This window comes from Nocardia sp. NPDC052112, from assembly GCF_040680135.1.
Taxonomy (GTDB): domain Bacteria; phylum Actinomycetota; class Actinomycetes; order Mycobacteriales; family Mycobacteriaceae; genus Nocardia.
In genome coordinates, this window is record NZ_JBFAWD010000006.1 from 426,914 (window position 1) to 444,915 (window position 18,002).

General features: G+C 66.6%; 17 protein-coding genes. 2 read left to right on the plus strand and 15 right to left on the minus strand.

What is annotated here, in order from left to right; genetic code table 11:
• Positions 1-45: 45 nt before the first annotated feature.
• Positions 46-957, minus strand: a complete 912-nt coding sequence (locus tag AB0L58_RS14710; RefSeq protein WP_364386561.1) for an SDR family NAD(P)-dependent oxidoreductase — start codon at positions 955-957, stop codon at positions 46-48.
• A gap of 177 nt (positions 958-1,134) precedes the next feature.
• On the opposite strand from AB0L58_RS14710, the gene AB0L58_RS14715 reads away from it, so the two are divergent.
• Together AB0L58_RS14715 and AB0L58_RS14720 are read left to right on the plus strand one after the other, a co-directional pair.
• Positions 1,135-2,484 carry a hypothetical protein gene (locus AB0L58_RS14715; protein ID WP_364386563.1) on the plus strand — a complete coding sequence of 450 codons (1,350 nt, stop codon included), beginning with the start codon at positions 1,135-1,137 and terminating at the stop codon, positions 2,482-2,484.
• Complete coding sequence (locus tag AB0L58_RS14720; RefSeq protein ID WP_364386565.1) at positions 2,481-3,944, plus strand: acyl-CoA reductase; 1,464 nt, start codon at positions 2,481-2,483, stop codon at positions 3,942-3,944. The genes AB0L58_RS14715 and AB0L58_RS14720 overlap by 4 nt, the downstream gene beginning before the upstream one ends.
• Positions 3,945-4,000: 56 nt before the next feature.
• Here AB0L58_RS14720 and AB0L58_RS14725 read toward each other — a convergent pair whose 3' ends face one another.
• From AB0L58_RS14725 to AB0L58_RS14790, 14 genes are all read right to left on the minus strand, one after another.
• Positions 4,001-4,741, minus strand: coding sequence for a DUF6390 family protein (locus AB0L58_RS14725; protein ID WP_364386567.1), 741 nt, complete (start codon positions 4,739-4,741; stop codon positions 4,001-4,003).
• Positions 4,741-5,826 (minus strand): HoxN/HupN/NixA family nickel/cobalt transporter, encoded by a 1,086-nt coding sequence (locus tag AB0L58_RS14730; RefSeq protein ID WP_364386695.1) that lies wholly within the window; start codon positions 5,824-5,826, stop codon positions 4,741-4,743. Before AB0L58_RS14730 ends, AB0L58_RS14725 begins: the two co-directional genes overlap by 1 nt.
• Before the next feature lie 68 nt (positions 5,827-5,894).
• Positions 5,895-6,983 (minus strand): hydrogenase expression/formation protein HypE, encoded by a 1,089-nt coding sequence (gene hypE / locus AB0L58_RS14735; protein WP_364386569.1) that lies wholly within the window; start codon positions 6,981-6,983, stop codon positions 5,895-5,897.
• Positions 6,976-8,088 (minus strand): hydrogenase formation protein HypD, encoded by a 1,113-nt coding sequence (gene hypD, locus AB0L58_RS14740; protein ID WP_364386571.1) that lies wholly within the window; start codon positions 8,086-8,088, stop codon positions 6,976-6,978. Before hypD ends, hypE begins: the two co-directional genes overlap by 8 nt.
• Positions 8,085-8,450: a HypC/HybG/HupF family hydrogenase formation chaperone gene (locus AB0L58_RS14745; RefSeq protein WP_364386573.1), complete on the minus strand. Its 366-nt coding sequence runs from the start codon at positions 8,448-8,450 to the stop codon at positions 8,085-8,087. Before AB0L58_RS14745 ends, hypD begins: the two co-directional genes overlap by 4 nt.
• Before the next feature lie 16 nt (positions 8,451-8,466).
• Positions 8,467-10,767, minus strand: coding sequence for a carbamoyltransferase HypF (gene hypF, locus AB0L58_RS14750; protein WP_364386575.1), 2,301 nt, complete (start codon positions 10,765-10,767; stop codon positions 8,467-8,469).
• Positions 10,764-11,009: a HypC/HybG/HupF family hydrogenase formation chaperone gene (locus AB0L58_RS14755; RefSeq protein WP_364386697.1), complete on the minus strand. Its 246-nt coding sequence runs from the start codon at positions 11,007-11,009 to the stop codon at positions 10,764-10,766. The genes hypF and AB0L58_RS14755 overlap by 4 nt, the downstream gene beginning before the upstream one ends.
• A gap of 2 nt (positions 11,010-11,011) precedes the next feature.
• On the minus strand, positions 11,012-11,485 hold the full coding sequence (locus AB0L58_RS14760; protein ID WP_364386577.1) for a hydrogenase maturation protease: 474 nt from the start codon (positions 11,483-11,485) through the stop codon (positions 11,012-11,014).
• A 134-nt stretch (positions 11,486-11,619) separates the two neighbouring features.
• Complete coding sequence (locus AB0L58_RS14765) at positions 11,620-12,921, minus strand: hypothetical protein (protein WP_364386579.1); 1,302 nt, start codon at positions 12,919-12,921, stop codon at positions 11,620-11,622.
• Positions 12,918-13,562: a DUF6084 family protein gene (locus AB0L58_RS14770; RefSeq protein ID WP_364386581.1), complete on the minus strand. Its 645-nt coding sequence runs from the start codon at positions 13,560-13,562 to the stop codon at positions 12,918-12,920. The genes AB0L58_RS14765 and AB0L58_RS14770 overlap by 4 nt, the downstream gene beginning before the upstream one ends.
• Complete coding sequence (locus AB0L58_RS14775; RefSeq protein ID WP_364386699.1) at positions 13,562-14,179, minus strand: DUF5947 family protein; 618 nt, start codon at positions 14,177-14,179, stop codon at positions 13,562-13,564. The genes AB0L58_RS14770 and AB0L58_RS14775 overlap by 1 nt, the downstream gene beginning before the upstream one ends.
• 8 nt (positions 14,180-14,187) lie before the next feature.
• Entirely contained in the window at positions 14,188-15,099 is a 912-nt protein-coding gene (locus AB0L58_RS14780; RefSeq protein ID WP_364386583.1) for a NifU family protein, read from the minus strand.
• Positions 15,100-15,128: 29 nt separating this feature from the next.
• Positions 15,129-16,925: a nickel-dependent hydrogenase large subunit gene (locus tag AB0L58_RS14785; protein ID WP_364386585.1), complete on the minus strand. Its 1,797-nt coding sequence runs from the start codon at positions 16,923-16,925 to the stop codon at positions 15,129-15,131.
• 12 nt (positions 16,926-16,937) lie between these two features.
• Complete coding sequence (locus AB0L58_RS14790; protein WP_364386587.1) at positions 16,938-17,993, minus strand: hydrogenase expression protein HypE; 1,056 nt, start codon at positions 17,991-17,993, stop codon at positions 16,938-16,940.
• Positions 17,994-18,002 lie beyond the last annotated feature (9 nt).

Consider the following 18,002-nt stretch of genomic DNA (forward strand, 5'->3'; position numbering starts at 1 on the left):
CATCCTGCGCTCGGCGGATATGGATGTCAGCGTTTGTTCGGGCCGCTAACCAGTCGGGGGCGTTGGCACCGACTCGACTGCTCCGAGCTCGTCCAGCAGTTGCTCACTCGCAGCCCACAGGCGCGCGGCCGCGCCGTCGTCGAGGGCGGCCGGGCTCGGCGTCTCCTCGGCCTTGTCGTGGAAATACCTCCCACCGCAACGCCCACCCTCCGGATCGGTGGCGAGCCACACCAGCGTTTCGGCCGGAATATCGGGGGAGACGGTGTTCGCCGCCGCCATATGCGCCCGCATCTGGCCGTCGCCATGGGAGGCGAAGTTGCTCGCGACGATGCCGGGATGCATGGCCTGAGCGACGATATGGTTTGGCGCACGCCGCGCCAGCTCGCGAGTGAACAGAATGTTGGCCAGTTTCGCCTGACCGTAGGCAACGGCCGGGTGGAACCGGCCCAGACTCTGCAGATCATCCCAGTCGAGCCCCTGGCTGATCCGGTGCGCACTGGACGACACCGCAATCACTCTGGCCGATCCGGCCGACGTGTCCTTCGCTGCCCGCAGCAGCGGCCGCAACTGCCGGGTCAGTAGAAATGGGGCGAGGTGGTTGGCCGCGAACGTGGCCTCGATGCCCTCTGCGGTGACGATGCGCCGATCGCGCACACCACCAGCGTTGTTGATCAGCACGTCGACGTGTGGAACGTGGACCCGGATTTCCTCGGCGAGGCGTGCCACCTCTGCCATCAGCGTGAAATCGCCTCGCAGCATGGTGAATCCGCCGCTACTACCCGCCGCGACACCAGCGAGCTCCGTCTCGGCCGCAGCGCAGCGGTCCGGGTCCCGGCCGAGGCCGATCACACGCCAACCGAGCTCAACGAACCGGCGCGCGGCGGATCGTCCGATCCCCGAACTCGCTCCGGTGACGATCACGACGCGGCTGTCGGAAACAATTCTCGCGCTTGCCATTTCAACTCCTCTTGCTGGGGGTGGGACGTCCGACTCGCCGTTTCCCTGCCACGTCGCCGCCGATCAACGGCCGCGTCGCGAAACCTCCCTCTTGCGCTCCGGCCGCCAGCCCGCTTAGAAATGATACGTATGAGTTGCCATTATTCCTAGGCGACGACAGCAGGGAAGGACACCCGAGTGAGTTCTGCCGTAGATCGATTGACCCGGCTGGTCGGTGCCGACGACCGCTTCGACTTTTCCCATACCGAGTTGCGCGATGCGCAGGTCGCGGCGCTCGATGAGCGCCTCCAGGAGCGAAAGGATCGCATCAAACTACTTGGTCATCGCGCACGCGAGGCCGCGGTGACGGCGGTGCGCGACCGCGCGGAGGTGGTGCCGCTGTTGTTCCCGCACACGGCCTACAAGAGCTACCCGGAGCGCTTCCTCACCGAAGGACGATGGGACCGCCTCGGCAAGTGGCTGGGCACCATCTCGCCCTATCCGATCGCCCCGATCGAGACCGCCGACATCGCCGATATCGACCAGTGGATCGACCGGCTACGAGCCGCGGGCCACTACGTGTCGTGCTCGAGCGGCACCACCGGCAAGTCGGCGATGCTGCTCGCGACCGAGGCGGACATGAACTGGTCACGCACGGATACCGTGAACGCGTTCTCCTGGGGATCGGGTGTGCGACCGATGCAGGATCGCCGGGTGCTGGGCATCGCGGCAACCGCGGCGGTGCCGAAAAACGCGATTGTCGGCCAAGCGCAGTTGGCAGCGTTCGGCGATCCCGATCGGGAACGCTTCGGATTGCCGATCCCGCCGATCACGGTCGGTTCGCTGACCTCGATGGTGGTGTTGCGCAAGAAGATCGCCGATGGCACCGCGCTGCCCGAGGAGGTGGCCGACTTCCAGCGCACTTCCGCGCAGCGACAGGAAGCGCTGGACAAGGCGCTGGTAGCGGCGGCGGAGGCGCTGGTCGAATACCGCACGGAGAAGCTTTACATCTCCGGCATGTGGAACGCGCTGTACCAGGTCGCCAAGTTGGTCCGCGACATGGGCTATGCCGCAAAGGATTTCCATCCGGACAATTGCATCTATGTCGGGGGCGGCCTGAAGCGCGCCCAATTGCCGCCCGACTACCAGGAATTCGTCTACCAGACGTTCAACATCCCCGCGGAGCGGGATTTTCAGAACTACTCGATGCAGGAGCTCAATTCTGCGATGCCCAAGTGCCACAAAGGCAATCGCTACCATGTGCCGCCGTGGATCGTGCCGTTCGTGCTGGACGAGGCGGGTGAAACATTGCTCCCGCATGCCGATGGCGAAGTCGAGGGTCGCGCGGCATTTTTCGACCTCGCGCTCGACGGGCGCTGGGGCGGCGTGATCACCGGCGACAAGATCGCGCTGGACTTCGACCCGTGCGCCTGCGGATGCAAGGGCCCCTCGATCCGCAACGACATCGTCCGCTATGCCGACCTGGCCGGTGACGACAAGATCGGTTGCGCCGGAACCGTCGACGCGTATGTGCGAGGCCTGTCATGACCACTACCGACACCACTGCCGTTGCCGCGCCGTTCTTCCTGCGCGGCGATCTGCACGAGGGACGCGACCTCACGCATCGCTCGCGCGATCTCGGCGTCACCTTCGCTACCCCGCGGCTCGCGCTCGACCGCGCGATACACCCGCGTACCGAGGTACCGCCGCTGCTCAACGTCCCGCTCGACGAGATCATCGACTTCCTGGTCGAGACCGGCGACCGAATCCGCCACCCGGACAACCCATTCCTGCGCGACTGCATCGACCGCATGGCCGCCACGCACGTGCTGCCCCGGCCCGTGCTGCAAGCACAGGTCATCGGCGCGGCCGACTATCTGGACCGACGGCTCTTGCGCACCGTCGTGGAGCAGAATTTCCCCGACCCCGCCGCGCTGGATCGGTGGGTCCCCAAACAGGACTTCACCGGCCGCAAAAGCTTCGTGCGCGCCTTCGCGCCCCGGCTGATCCACGTGCTGCCGGGCAACTCGCCAGGCGTCGCGGTGAAGTCCGTCGCGCAAGGCGCGCTGGTCAAAGCGGTCAACCTGTTCAAGATGTCCTCCAGCGACCCCTTCACCACCGTCGCCATCCTGCGCACCATGGCCGATATCGACCCCGAACACCCGATCGTCACCTCGATGTCGGCGGTGTACTGGCGCGGCGGCGACGACACCGTGGAGCGAGTGCTGTACCGACCGCAGTACTTCGACAAGATCGTGGCCTGGGGCGGCGGCGACGCCATCGACAATGTCGTCAAATACCTCGGCCCCGGCTTCCAGCTGGTTTCCTTCGACCCCAAGACCTCGATCTCCATGGTCGGCCGCGAGGCCTTCGACTCCGAGGCGAGCCTCGATCTGGCCGCCGAGCTGGCCGCCTCCGACGTCATGGTGCTCAACCAGGAAGCCTGCGTCGCAAGCCGATTCGTCTTCGTCGAAGCCGACCACGCCGACGCCGACCGGTTCTGCGAACGGCTGCACGCCCGCATTGTCGCCAAGGCCGCCGCCTCCGGCGACACCAGGCCGCTCGACCTGGACCTACGCGAGCAGATCGATACCCTTGCCATGCTCGACGACGAGTTCCGCGTCTTCGGCCACACCGACGGCACCGGTCTGGTCGTCCGCTCCGACGAACCCGTCGACTTCCACCCGATCAACAAGACCGCCAACGTGGTTCGGGTGCGCTCGCTCGACGACGCGGTGAAATACATCAACGTCGCGACCCAGACCATCGGCTTCTACCCGTTCACCCGCATGGCCGACTACCGCGACCGCCTGGCCAGCGGCGGCGCGCAGCGCATCGTCCGCCTCGGCGAAGCCGGACCCAGCACCATCGGCAACCCACACGACGCCATGTACCCGCTGCACCGCTTCGTCCATTGGATGGCCCATGAAGACGGCGTCGCGCCCGGCGACGGCGCTGCCGTGGACGTACCGTGCACCGCTGTCGGAGAGGAAAATTCTCTAATGTGAGAATAATGCTTCCGATGGGTGCGGCCGCTACCTTTCTTGCGATCCGCGATCGCCGTTCACTCAGCTGCGTGCGCGGGCGTTGCCAGACGTCGATTCGTCACGCGCAGTTGCTGTTCCGTGCTGTCGGTGAGGTCGTCGACTTGTTCGGCCGTCAACCGCCCGCACGGCTGCCCCCAGTGCAGCGCGATATCGTCACCCGGCGCCGCGTCCGGGAGCGCGGCATAGCCGTCGGTCCACACCGGGATGGTTCGCGGTGTCGTCTCCGACAGCGATAGCTCTGCGCCGTCCCAGCGCAACCGGCGGGTCCCGACGGTGAGCTCGTCGTGGTGGCGATCCAGTACGGTCGCGGCGGTGATTCGGCAGTTGTCGAGGATTTCCAAGGGCTGCTCGCCGCCGGTCGCGGCCAGCACCCTGGTCCACGGGTAGACACCGAAGACGTGGAAGCTGTGGTTCGCGGCCGCCTCCGGTGCGAGCGCGGGTCCCAGATGGGACCAGTACACACCCGCGACCGGGGCGATGAGGCGCAGCAACTCGGCGAGGAATTCGGGGCCGTCGAGATCGGCGCCGATGCCCCCACCCAGCCAATAGGATCCGACCAATCGCTCATCGAGCGGATCGGCGATGCCGGTCAGGTGCGACATGGCCCGTAGGTAGGGCCATGCGCCGGAAAAGCCGCGGGCCAGCACCCGCACTTGTTTGTCATCGCGTTCACGCAGGGCCGCGGCATGCTCGGGCCCGCAGTAGCCGAGGTGGTTGGGCGCGTACGCGTAGCGCGCGAACATCTCCACACCGTCCATCAGGTCGGTTCCTCCGACCGCGTTGTGCTCCAGCGACTTTCGATGTCACCGTAGTGCCAGATCGCGAGTGCCGCGACCCAGGTGAATGCGAAGAGGCCGACGATGATGAAGCCCATCGTGGCGAGGTCGAGGCCCCCGATCCAGCCGAGTACCCCGCTGGTGACATCGAGTTTCTCGGTGAGGATGGAGATGAGCTCCTGGACACCGATCAGCAGGGCCACCGCGACCGAGAGCCCGGTGACCACCAGGTTGTAGTAGATCTTGCGGATCGGTCCGGCGAAGGCCCACCCGTAGGCGTAGTTCATAAAGGAGCCGTCCAGCGCGTCGAACAGCGACATGCCCGCCGAGAACAGCACGGGCAGAACGAGAATCGCGTACCAGGGCAGTCCGGTGGCGGCCGCGCCGCCCGCGATCACCAGCAGACCCACCTCGGTGACGGTGTCGAAACCGAGGCCGAACAACAGCCCGACCGGATACATCTGCCACGGCTTGCGCACCGCGCGCATGACCGGCGCCAGGACCCGGTTGAGCACGCCACGGGAGTCCAGTGCGCGCTCGAGTTGCTGTTCGCTGTAGCCGCCACGCCGCATAGCGCGAAAAACCTGCCAGATCCCGATCAACGCGATCAGGTTCAGCAGTCCGATGAGGATGAGGAACGTGCCCGAGACCGATGTGCCGAACACCCCGGTCCACCGTTGCAACCGCGAGTCCTCGTTTTCCAGGTTCCGCGCCAGCGCGGTAACCCCGAAGGCCAACAGCGCGACGAGCACGAAGACGATGGTGGAGTGCCCCAGGGAGAACCAGAAGCCGACCGTGAGCGGTTTCTGCTTGTCCGCCACGAGTTTTCGGGTGGTGTTGTCGATCGCCGCGATATGGTCGGCGTCGAAGGCGTGTCTCATGCCCAGGGTGTAGGCGGTGACGCCGAGCCCGGTGCCGAATATCGCACCGTCCACCATGTACGCGTCGGGCACGACCAGCAACAGCAGCGTCCCCCATCCCACGATATGCAGTACGGCGATCGTTGCTGCCATGCCCACGATGCTGCGCCGCTGCCCGCCGTCACATCCGGCCCAGGCATCTCGCATCCTCGTGGTGACTGTTGCCATCCCCACGGTCCCAACTTTCCCACTCGTCGGCGGAGCCACCGCCGTGTTCAACATATGCGCGGTAGCTGTTCTCCTGCGGGCAGGTCGACGACGCGAGTACCGCCGAGGGCGGTACGAGCCACCACCATCCCCGGATGTTCGGCAACGCAATGACCGACGATTGCCGCGCGGGCGCCGAGCGGATGCGCACGCATGGCGTCGAGAACGCGGTCGGCGTCCTCGGGGGGTACGAACGCGACGAGCTTGCCTTCGTTGGCGATATACAGTGGATCGAGTCCGAGCAATCCGCAGGCATCGCGCACCCCGACGGGCACCGGGATGGCCCGTTCGTCGAGCTCGACACCAATGCTCGCGGCGCGGGCGATCTCGTTGAGGGAGGCGCCCATTCCGCCGCGCGTCGGATCGCGCAGCACGTGCACATCCGCGCCGGTGGCGAGCATGGCCGCGACCAATCCGTGCAGCGGCGCGGTATCGCTGCACAGGGTTGTGCCGAACTCGAGGCCTTCCCGGCAGCTCAGCACCGCGATACCGTGCAGTCCGATCTCACCGCTGACGAGCACGATATCGCCGGGCATCGCCCGCTGGGGCCGGATGTCGACGCCGTCGGGGACCAGTCCGATACCCGCGGTGTTGATGAAGATGCCATCGCCGTGCCCGGCGTCGACGACCTTGGTGTCGCCGGTGACCAGCCGGACTTCGGCCGCGAGCGCGGCGGTGCCGAGCGCCTCGGCGATGCGGGCGATATCGGCCAGCGCGGTGCCCTCTTCGAGGATGAACGCGGTGGACAGCGCCACCGGCCGGGCGCCGGACATCGCCAGATCGTTGACGGTGCCGTTCACCGCGAGGTCACCGATCGAGCCGCCAGGGAACACCAGTGGCTTGACCACGAACGAGTCGGTGGAGAACGCCAGCCGCACATCGCCGAGGGGCAGCACCGCCGAATCGCCGAGGTCGGTATCGGCGGCCCCACCGAACGCGGGCAGGAAGAGGTGCTCGATCAGCTCACCCGACATCGCGCCACCACCGCCGTGGCCCATCACGATATTGGGCGCGTCGCGCAGCGGCATGGGGCAGACCCAGCCGTCGATGTCGAGTGGGGGCGATGCGGCTGCTCCACTGCCGTTGGTGTCAGGCATGGGCGACCTCCGCGGGAAGATCGAGACGCCGGTACAGGTAGTACGCGGCGCAGGCGCCTTCGGAGGAAACCATTGTGGCACCCAATGGGTTTCGTGGAGTGCACTTCGTGCCGAACGCGGCGCACTCGTGCGGTTTGATCAACCCTTGGAGCACTTCACCCGACCGACATACCGAAGACTCTTCGGTATGCAGATCGCCGACGGCGAAACGCTGTTCGGCGTCGTAGTCGCGGTAACGCGGCGACAGTCGCCAGCCGCTGCGGGGGATCACGCCGATACCGCGCCACGCCCGGTCGGTGACCTCGAAGACGTCCTCGAGCATTGCCTTGGCCGCCGGATTCCCGCCCGCGGCGACCGCGCGTGGATAGGCGTTCTCGACCTCGTGGCGTCCTTGCTCGAGCTGGAGCACGGTGCGCCGAATGCCCTCGAGGATGTCCAGCGGTTCGAATCCGGTAACCACCATCGGAACCCGGTATTTCTCGGCCAGCGGTGGATATTCGCCGGTACCCATTACCGTGCACACGTGCCCGGCGGCGAGGAATCCCTGAACCCGGCAGCTGGGCGATTCCATGATCGCCGCGATGGCCGGTGGGACCAGCACGTGGGAGACCAGCAGCGAGAAATTCTCGATGCCGAGCCGCTGAGCCTGGTACACGGTCATCGCGTTGGCGGGCGCGGTGGTCTCGAATCCGATTCCGAAGAACACCACCTGGCGATCCGGGTTGTTCTTGGCCAGTTCCAGCGCGTCCAGTGGCGAGTAGACCACCCGCACGTCGCCGCCTTCGCTCTTGACCCGGAACAGATCCTTGTGGCTGCCGGGTACCCGCAGCATGTCGCCGAAGGAACAGAAGATCACCCCCGGCCGTGCGGCGATCTCCAGGGCCTTGTCGATCACCTCCAGCGGGGTGACGCACACGGGGCAGCCGGGCCCGTGGATCATCTCGATCTGATCGGGCAACAGCTGGTCGATGCCGTGGCGGATGATCGAATGTGTCTGTCCGCCACACACTTCCATGATCGACCACCGTCTGCTGGTTTCGGCGCGGATGCGGTCGAGCAGGTGCCGCGCCAGCTCGGGATTGCTGAATTCGTCCAGGTATTTCATGACTTCGCCTCCTGGTCGTCGCCGGTCGCTCCCGACGCGGATGCGTCGGAACTGCTCGCCCCTGGCTGTGGGGCATCGGGGTTGTCGACACCGGCCTGCTTCGCCGCGATCGCGAAACCGTCGCCGAACTCCTCCTTCAATACGCCGAGATGTTCGAACTCGGCGAGCGTCCGCAATGCGGATTCCTCATCCAGGCGTTGGATCGCGAACCCGACGTGCACCACCACGTAATCGCCGACCGCCACGTCCGGGATGTATTGCAGACACACGTCCTTGTGCACGCCGCCGAAGTCGACCTCCGACATCAGCGTGCCGTCGCGTTCGTGGACGTTGAGCACTTTTCCGGGAACCGCAAGACACATCGCTTGTCTCCTTCGCTTACACCGCACCGACTACCAGGAGCTGACCGAATGCGATCCCGCCGTCGTTCGGTGGCAATCTGCGGTGACTGATGACGCGGAATCCGTCGTGTCGCAGCAAACGGGTGCAACTCGACAACAACAGCGCGTTCTGGAACACACCGCCCGACAGCGCGATCACCGACTCCGGCGCGGCAAAACGCTGTGCCGCGTCGTGTACGAGGTCGGCGACGGCGGCGTGGAATCGGGCGCCGATGACCGCGGGCGGTATGCCGCCCGCGGCGTCGGCGACGACATCGGCGAGCACCGGGGCAGGGTCGACCTGGGCCGGATCGCCGTCGTGCCAAGCGAATCGGTACCGGCCCGCCGCACCGCGGGCGCCGCGGGCCAGACCTTCGAGTTCGATCGCGGCCTGCGCCTCGTAGTCGACGACGTGCCGCACCCCGGCCAGGGAGGCGACCGCGTCGAACAGCCTGCCCATGCTCGAGGTCGGCGCGCAGCCGAGTCCGGTGTCGAATTGGTGCTCGAGCACGGCCCGCTCGGCGGCCGGGCATGCGTCGACCGAGGCGATGCCGGGGGACCACTCGATGCCCGCGGCACGCAGATGCGACAGTGCCATCCGGTAGGGCTTGCGGACGCTGAGGTCGCCGCCCGCCAAAGGCACATAGGACAGGTGCGCCATGCGCCGGTAACCCTTGTATCCGGCGACGAGCACCTCGCCGCCCCAGACCGCGCCGTCGGGTCCGTACCCGGTGCCGTCGAAGGCGATACCGAGGACCGTCTCGTTCGCATCGATCCCGTGCTCTCCCATAACCGCGGCCAAGTGCGCATGATGGTGCTGCACGGTGCGCACCGGTCGGTCGTCCGCGTGCGAACGGGCCCACGCGGTCGAACGGTAGCCGGGGTGCGCATCGGCGGCGAGTTGGGTCGGGTGCACACAGGTGAGTTCCTCCAGGTGGGATCGCGCTGTGTCGAAAGCCCGCAGGGTGGCCAGATCGTCCATATCGCCGATGTGCTGACTGAGCCAGGCGTAACGTCCGTCGGCGACGGCGCAGGTGTTCTTCAGATCGGCGCCGACCGCCAGGGTCGGGGGAACCGCGATGGGCAGCGCCAGTGGCAGTGGCGCGTAGCCGCGCGAGCGGCGCACCGGCAGTTCGGCGCCGTCCACGACACGCACCACCGAGTCGTCGCACGGGACGAGAATGCGCCGGTCGTGGCCGAGCCACGCGTCGGCGAGCCCGGCCAGGCGGGTGCGCGCGTCGGCGTCGTCGTAACAGATCGGCTCGCCGCCGAGATTGCCGGAGGTCATCACCAGCACGTCGGGGCCCGGTGGGTCGCCGGGCAGGCCGAACAGCAGCAGATGCAATGGGGTGTAGGCCAGCATGACGCCGAGGTCCGGATTGCCAGGGGCGACCGCGTCGGCGACGGGCCGTTCGCCGCGCGGCAGCAGGACGATCGGCCGCTGCGGACCGCTCAGCAGGGCCGCGCCGGTGGGATCGATGGTCACGATCCGCGCCGCGGTGTCCAGGTCGGCGACCATGACGGCGAACGGCTTGTTGCCGCGGCGCTTGCGGCGGCGCAATTCGGCCACGGCCGTCTCGTTGTCGGCAGCGCAGGCAAGGTGGTAGCCACCGATGCCCTTGATCGCGAGAATACCTCCGGCGCACAGCAATTCGCGCGCCGCGGCGAGCGGCCGCGCCGGATTGCCGGGCCCGAGATAGGACAGGGTGGGCCCGCAGTCCGGGCAGGCGATGGGCTGGGCGTGGAACCGCCGATCGGCGGGGTCGGCGTATTCGCGGGCGCAGCGCGCGCACATGGCGAAATCGGCCATGGATGTGCGCTCGCGATCGTAGGGCAGCCCGGCGATGATGGTGAATCGCGGACCACAGTTGGTGCAGTTGACGAAGGGGTGGCGATAGCGGCGGTCAGCGGGATCGCGGAGTTCGCGCGCGCAGTCCGGACAGATCGCGACGTCGGGGGAGACCAGGGTGCGTCCGGCACCGCCGTGCCGCGTGTCCCCGATCAGGAATCCGGTACCGCCGCGGACATCGACCGTGGTCTGCTCGACCGACGCGACGACGGCCAGCGGCGGCGGGGAGTCGTGCACCCGACGAATGAACTCCCGCACCGATGCCTCGGCACCCTCGATCTCGATGACGACACCGTCCGTATCGTTGGCGACACTGCCGGTCAGTGCGAGCTCGACGGCCGTGGTGTAGACGAACGGCCGGAATCCGACGCCTTGCACCACGCCGCGCACGAGCAGGCGGCGGCGAACGCGGTCGGCGGTGTTTATCAGTCGCTCGCTACGCTCGCTCACGGCTGTTCTCCACTGCCGAGCAGACGCAGCCCGGCCATCGCCCGTTCCGCACCGTCGGCGTCGGTCTTCTCGACGACGAATCCCATGTGGATGATCACCCAATCGCCCGGCGCGGCAGGGTGGTCCTCGTCGAGCAGACCGATATTGACCTTGCGCTTCTCACCGGACACCTCGACCACGGCGATCTGCCCGTGGTAGCCGTCCGGAATCTCCACGACCCGCCCCGGAATGCCCAGGCACATCATCACACCTCCTGTCCAGCACGCAATTGCGCCGCGATCCGCGTGACCTCGGCCGCCGCCCGGTCGACGGCCGAGGCGACGGCAGGGCTGAGGCCGATTCCCTCGGCCACCGAATCGACCTGACAACCGACGACGACGGTCGGCGGCACGACACCACCGAGCGCGTGCACCGCGGCGAACACGGCCTCGGGATTCATCGCGTGCGCGTCCATGGCGGCTGTCGCACCGGTCTCCGGTTCGGCGCGCAGGATCTGCACGCGGCCTGGTTCGCCGGTGTTCGGCAGGGCGTCCACCAGCAGCACGGCATCCCACCCGTCGAGCAGGTCGTAGGCCAAGTGCAACCCGCGGATGCCGTAGTCGACGATCCGCTGGTTCTCCTCCGACGCCGTCGGTAGCCGACGGATCACTTCCGGGCCGAATCCGTCGTCGCCGAGGAAGATATTGCCGATCCCGGCAACGAGCACACGGGCGCTCATCTCACATGTGGCGAATCTTCAGATATCGCCGGAGGTCCGGGATCGACCGGACGCCGACAAACGCGCCGACCACGACAATGACTGCCACCACCGCGATGGCGACCACACCGACTGCTTCCATGACCGTATTCCTTTCACTCGTCGCCGTTGACAATCGGTTCGAGCTCGTCGGGTGCGAAATACAGGTAGCGCCCGTACCATTCGTGCAGATCTGCCGCCGGATCATCATCGATGACCACACCGACATGCGTTTCGCCGTCGACGTCGGCGTGCACCGAAGTGACGCGCGCCGCCCTGCCCTCGTAGAACAGATCGTGCGCGTCGGCGCGCCGCGTCGGACGCAGCCGAACGCGGCTGCCCTTGCGCACCAGCACCCCCGCGATCGGCACCGCGTCGGACTCCGGACGCACCGCACCGTCGGCGGCGGGATCCCACCAGCTCATGCCCTCGGGCACCTCGGGAACCAGGCGCGGCGCGGGCTCGCGCCACAGTCCGTGCAGATCGTGCATGGCCTCGGGCGTCATGTGATCGCAGCGGTCGATGATCTCGGCCGCTCGCGGGTCGGTGGCGCGGGCGCGTTCCTTCTCGTCGTCGGTCATCGTCATCACGCGCAGGGTGAGAATTTCGTCGATCTCGGTGGAGTCGAACAGCTGGCCCGCGCTCTGCTCGGCGATCTCGGGGTGATCGTAGAGGATGATCGGCGACACCAGGACAATGCCGTTGTCGGCGGGCGGCCCGGCCAACACCGGGAAACAGCGATGCTGGGTGCAGTGCTCGACGGCCGTCGCGGCGCCGGGTTCCGGGTCCAGCAGCGAGACGAACTCACCGCCGTCGAGTTCAGCGATCACATGGGCGCCGAGCATGGAGCGGGCGGTGGCGTCGTCCGAGCTGGTAGCCGCGCTGCCGTTGTTGCGCAACCGTATTCCGACGCGCCGATATTCACCCTCTGGGGCGACGGTCAGTTCGAGTGTGCCCTCGATCGGTGATCGGCTGCGCACTACCGTGCCCGCCGCAGTTCCCGGAATCGAATCGACAGCCTGCCAGCCCGATACGTCGATCGGCATCGTCGCATCCGCCAATGGCAATGGATCGCAGGGGATTTCGCATTCGACGGCCTCGTCCCAGCTGACCCATCGGCGACCGTCGACGATCAGCTCGGCGCGCGCGGTCCCGTCCATTTCGATCGTTCGGCGCTGCAACTGCAGGAACCGCGCGGTGAGCGTGATCCGCGTGGCCGGGAAGGCGCGGACGACGCATTGGGCGGCCAGCGAGTCGTCCTCACCGAATCCGGCCGCGGCCGCGCCGGGTGGGCCTAGCACACCGAACTGCCAGCGGGACTGGTTCTTTCGGGCGTCCGACCGGTACGGGTACAGCAGATACCCCTCGTACAGCACGGCGTCGGCGACGGCGCGGGCACGGGTCATGGCGGCGTTCACGGCGCGGACTCCTCGGTGAGGAGTTTGGCCACGGCGTCGTCGAATCCGAGCAGCCCGTGCGAGGACTTGTAGGCGGCCAGCGCTTCGACATTCTCGCGGCGCAACCGGACCCAGCCGGAGTTCGGATAGTGGGCGTCCATGAGATCGCGCCATACGCGTACCGGCATGTCGAATTTGTCCTCGCGGTCCCATGGCACCTGCTGAACCGCGAAACCCGTTTCCCCCCTGATGAATACGGTGCCGTTGAACAGGAAGATCAGCGGCACGGTACCTTCGCGCAGGGCGTGCAGATACTTCGAGCCGGTGACCTCGAAGTCGTAGGTGCACGGCATCGGCAGTTCCACCTCGGCGCCGCCGGAGAAGCCGGGCACCATGGTGGCACAGTGCATCCAGGAGAACGACTTCTGCGTTTCGTGCCAGCGTTCGCGCGGGCCGAAAAGATCTACCAGTCCCGCGCCCTCGGCGTCCGAGTAGCCGCGTCGGAAGGGTTCGATCCGCACCTGGGCGCGCAGCGCGATCGCGTGCACCGGCTCTTCGGCCAATGCGGCGATGCCGATGCGCGCCGACAGATTCGGGGTGGCAGCGTACGGTTCCGGCCGCACCTCGAGCACCGCGAAAGTCATCGCATAGGCCGGACTCATCACGCCACCCCCGGCCGGGCCCGAGCCGACATCGCGCTGAAGAATTCCGCGATGAAGTCCCTGGCTTCCCTGCCGCCGTCGAATCCGCGCCACAGCATTCGCATCCGTCCGACGAACTCGTAGCAGGCATCGATCGGCAGCAGCAGCACCGCACCGGGACCGCCGCGCTCCGGCATCCGGATGAGCAGCGCCTCGACATCCGGCGCGAGCCGCGCGAGTTCGGGATGCCGATCCAGAATCGCCCGCCAATCCTGCAGCGGCAGTTCGGATTCGGTGGCCCCTGCCGGTCCCGGATAGAACGCGACGGTGCGCCCGAGTGCCGAATTGACGAAGAAGAACGCCAATCCGACCGGGATATCGAGGGCGTCCCATTCACCCTGACCGATCACACAGTCCGGGAACGAGACGTAGTGGTCGGGCACCGCCCGGTAGCGCAGCGCGGCATGCTCATCGGTGAACAGCAGATAGCAGCCCACGCACACACACATCAGTTGTCTGCCTTCGATGTCCACCACATGCCGGTGCTGCGCACCGACCGGTTCGGCGCACATTTCGCACCGCTCTCCCACCGCCGCGGGCGGGGTCGTGTCGGTCGCGATACGACGCAGTGCGCGCATGCCCTGGTTCATCCGCGCACCTCCGCGGGCACTGCCACCGAGATCTCGCCGGACCGCACCAACACCGGAAACGGCTCCATATGCCCTTCACCGTCCAGCTGCGCTCCGGCGTGCACCACGTCGAAATGGGCCCGGCACCCGGGACAGCGCAGCACCGCCGAACCTGCCGGGGCACCCATCCCGCGGTGCAGCGCGGCCCCCGCCATCGAACGCCCACAGGCCGCGCAGCGGTCGCGATAGACGAACAGGTCTGTGCCGACCCGGCAGGCCAGTACCGGTATATCGCCCACCGTGAACCCGCCGACCTCGCCCGCCGCCAAGTCCGCGAGCTCCGGGACGGAGATCCAACTGCCCGCCGGCGCATCGCCGGTGTGCACCCGCGCGAACAGTGCGTCGGCCGGTATCACTCCCGGCTGTTGCGCCGCCGCCGCGACCACCTCGATCGACTCGATTTCCGGCGCGGCCGCGCGCACGGCGTCCTCCACCGCCAGTTCCAGCGTCACCGACGACGAGGGGCATGTGCGGCAGCTACCGGACAGCTCGAGCCGCACGACGCCGTCGGCGACATCGATGAGCGTCACATCGCCGCCGTGCGAGCCGAGGTAGGGGCGGACGCTGTCGAGTGCCGCCGCCACCCTCGTTCGCACATCGTGCGGGTGCAGGCCGTGCACCAACAGCAGGCTCGCGACCAGGTCGTCGCGGGTCAGCTCCTCGACGGTCTGGTCGTCGAGTACGGCCATGACGTGGTCGAGTGCTGCGCCGTAGAGATCGACAACCTCACGCACGAGACGCTCGGCGCGCTCGCGCGACACCGGGCCGGCTGCCGAACAGGCATCCAGCAGGGTGTCGATCCGATCACCCGCGCCCCGCCACTGGTTGTCGTCGGTCGGTCTGGCTCGCTGCTGCGGGCGACCATCCACGCTGTGCCTCCCGTCGTCGGCCGGACCCGTCATTCCGCGGTCAGCGTCTGCGTGGGTGAATGCACCTTGTCCAGGGTCACGCCATTGCCCAGATACATGTGCACCCCGCAGGGCAGGCATGGATCGAAGCTGCGCACAGTGCGCATGATGTCGATGCCCTTGAAGTGCTCCCGGTCGTTCTCCTCGAAGATCGGCTGCCCCTGCACCGCATCCTCGTAGGGGCCCGCCGTACCGAAGGAGTCACGCGGACTGGCATTCCACGGCGTCGGCGGATAAGGGTGGTAGTTGGCGATCTTGCCGTCCCGGATGACCATGTGGTGCGACAGCACACCGCGCACCGCCTCGGTGAAACCACAGCCGATGCTCTGGTCGGGCACCTCGAAGTGTTCCCAGGTCTTGGTGTTGCCCGCCCGGATCTCACCGAGCGCCTGCTCGGCGAAGTGCAGCGCGCACGCCGCCGCGTAGGCCTGGAAGTAGGTCCGCGCCCGGTTGCGTTCGATCGTATTGCTGCCGTGCGCCGGAATCTTCCATTCCAGTGTGACCGGACCCTTCAACGCGGTCTTGGGCAGATTGATCTGCACACTGGATCCGGTGGATTTGACGTAACCGATGTCCACCAACCCGGCCAGCGCCGTCGTCCACAGGCGAGCCAGCGGCCCACCGCCGGTGTCGAGCGCGAGATGGTCCTTGCCATCGAACCAGCGGGGGGACATGACCCAGCTGTACTTGTCGTCCAGGTCGCGCTTCTGCGGTTTGGGGTTGGTGTGCTGATTCCACGGATGGCGCCGGTCGACCGGATTGCCGAGTGGATCGTTCTTGACGAACATTTCCTGATCGGTCCAGTCCTCGTAATACGAACTGCCCAATAGGATCCGGAGGCCGAGATTGATATCGACCAGCGAGGTGGTGATCAGCTTCCCGTCGACGACTACGCCGGGGCTGACGAACATCCGCCGACCCCACTGCTCCATATCCTTGTAGTCGAAGTTGCACACCGCCGGATCCTGGAACGATCCCCAGCAGCCCAGCAGTGTGCGGCGCAGACCCACCTGCTCGTAGCCCGGCAGCGCCTCGTAGAAGAAGTCGAACAGGTCGTCGTGCATCGGCACGACCTTCTTCATGAACTCCACGTAGCGCATGAGCCGCGACATGTAGTCGGTCATCAGCTGAATCGTCGCGACCGTGCCGACCCCACCGGGATACAGCGTCGACGGGTGCACGTGCCTGCCCTCCATGAGGGAGAACATTTCGCGCGTGTACCGACTGACCTGCAGCGCCTCCCGATAGAACTCACCGCTGAACGGATTGAGCGCACGCATGATGTCGGCGATGGTGCGATAGCCGTGGTCACCGGCATGTGGCGCCTCGGTGCGCTCGGCGCGTTCGAGCACGCCCGGATTGGTCTCGGCGACCATCTTCTCGCAGAAGTCCACTCCGACCAGATTCTCCTGGAAGATGTTGTGGTCGAACATATACTCGGCGGCCTCGCCGAGGTTGACGATCCACTCGCCGATAGGCGGTGGTTTGACCCCGTAGGCCATGTTCTGGCAGTAACACGAGCAGGTCGCGTGGTTGTCTCCGCAGATGCCGCAGATGCGGCTGGTGATGAAGTGCGCGTCGCGCGGGTCCTTGCCCTTCATGAAAATCGAATAGCCGCGGAAGATCGATGAGGTGCTGTGACACTCGACGACCTCGCGACTCGAAAAGTCGATCTTGGTGTAGATGCCGAGGCTGCCGACGATGCGAGTGATCGGATCCCAGGCCATCTCTACCAGGGCATCGGGTTCGATCTTGCGAAGCGACGGATCGGGAATGATCTCTGTCATCGAAATATCTCCCTACCAGGTGCGTGTCGCGCCGGATTCGAGCTTCCCGCCCTTGTGCCGCCAGCGCGGTTCCTTGTCGACGGTGCGGCCGGTGATGTGTCGCAGACTGCGGATCACCGACCCGTAAAGCCCGGAAGCGGTCGAGGAGATCTTGCCGCCCGGCGGTTCGTCCATGAACGGCATGAACTTGTCCGGGAACCCCGGCATCGTGCAGCCGATGCAGATGCCACCCACGTTCGGGCACCCGCCCACGCCGTTGACCCAGCCACGCTTGGGCACATTGCATTTGACGACCGGACCCCAACAGCCCAGTTTCACAATGCATTTCGGCGACCCGTACTCTTCGGCGAAATCACCCTGCTCGTAGTAGCCCGCCCGGTCGCAACCCTCGTGCACAGTGGCGCCGAACAACCACTTCGGGCGCAGCACATCGTCGAGCGGGATCATCGGCGCCTGGCCCGTGGCCATGTAGAGCAGGTAGGTCAGGGTCTCGGACAGATTGTCGGGCTGGATCGGACAACCGGGCACGCAGACGATCGGAATGCCCGCTTTGCTCTTCCAATCCCAGCCGAGATAGTCGGGGACACCCATCGCGCCGGTCGGGTTTCCCGCCATGGCGTGGATGCCTCCGTACGTCGCGCAGGTGCCCGCGGCGACCACCGCGGTCGCCTTGGGTGCCAGCCGATCGAGCCATTCGCTCGTCGTCATCGGCTGACCGGTCGCAGGATTGTTGCCGAAGCCGCACCAGTAACCCTCTTCGTGCAACTGCTCATTGGGGATCGAACCCTCGACGACCAGAACGAACGGGTCGAGTTCGCCACGATCGCCCTTGAAGAACCACTCCAGGAAATCGTCGGCGCCGCCGGTTGGACCGCATTCGAAATCAATGAGCGGCCAATGCACAGCGATCTTCGGCAAACCGGGGAGTGCTCCGAGTGCGATCTCTTCGATGCTCGGCTGAGTAGCGGCGGTGAGGGCCACCGAATCGCCGTCACAGCTGAGTCCCGCATTGATCCAGAGGACGTGGATGAGCGTGTCTTCGGCTTTTACTGCTTCCTGAGTTGGCATCGGACTGCC

What these genes read in the sequence shown, in the direction of transcription:
- AB0L58_RS14710 (WP_364386561.1), bottom strand. Translation starts at nt 957, where the DNA reads ATGGCAAGCGCGAGAATTGTTTCCGACAGCCGCGTCGTGATCGTCACC.
- AB0L58_RS14720 (WP_364386565.1), top strand. Translation starts at nt 2,481, where the DNA reads ATGACCACTACCGACACCACTGCCGTTGCCGCGCCGTTCTTCCTGCGC.
- AB0L58_RS14725 (WP_364386567.1), bottom strand. Translation starts at nt 4,741, where the DNA reads ATGGACGGTGTGGAGATGTTCGCGCGCTACGCGTACGCGCCCAACCAC.
- AB0L58_RS14730 (WP_364386695.1), bottom strand. Translation starts at nt 5,826, where the DNA reads ATGCGAGATGCCTGGGCCGGATGTGACGGCGGGCAGCGGCGCAGCATC.
- hypE (WP_364386569.1), bottom strand. Translation starts at nt 6,983, where the DNA reads ATGCCTGACACCAACGGCAGTGGAGCAGCCGCATCGCCCCCACTCGAC.
- hypD (WP_364386571.1), bottom strand. Translation starts at nt 8,088, where the DNA reads ATGAAATACCTGGACGAATTCAGCAATCCCGAGCTGGCGCGGCACCTG.
- AB0L58_RS14745 (WP_364386573.1), bottom strand. Translation starts at nt 8,450, where the DNA reads ATGTGTCTTGCGGTTCCCGGAAAAGTGCTCAACGTCCACGAACGCGAC.
- AB0L58_RS14755 (WP_364386697.1), bottom strand. Translation starts at nt 11,009, where the DNA reads ATGTGCCTGGGCATTCCGGGGCGGGTCGTGGAGATTCCGGACGGCTAC.
- AB0L58_RS14760 (WP_364386577.1), bottom strand. Translation starts at nt 11,485, where the DNA reads ATGAGCGCCCGTGTGCTCGTTGCCGGGATCGGCAATATCTTCCTCGGC.
- AB0L58_RS14770 (WP_364386581.1), bottom strand. Translation starts at nt 13,562, where the DNA reads ATGAGTCCGGCCTATGCGATGACTTTCGCGGTGCTCGAGGTGCGGCCG.
- AB0L58_RS14775 (WP_364386699.1), bottom strand. Translation starts at nt 14,179, where the DNA reads ATGCGCGCACTGCGTCGTATCGCGACCGACACGACCCCGCCCGCGGCG.
- AB0L58_RS14785 (WP_364386585.1), bottom strand. Translation starts at nt 16,925, where the DNA reads ATGACAGAGATCATTCCCGATCCGTCGCTTCGCAAGATCGAACCCGAT.
- AB0L58_RS14790 (WP_364386587.1), bottom strand. Translation starts at nt 17,993, where the DNA reads ATGCCAACTCAGGAAGCAGTAAAAGCCGAAGACACGCTCATCCACGTC.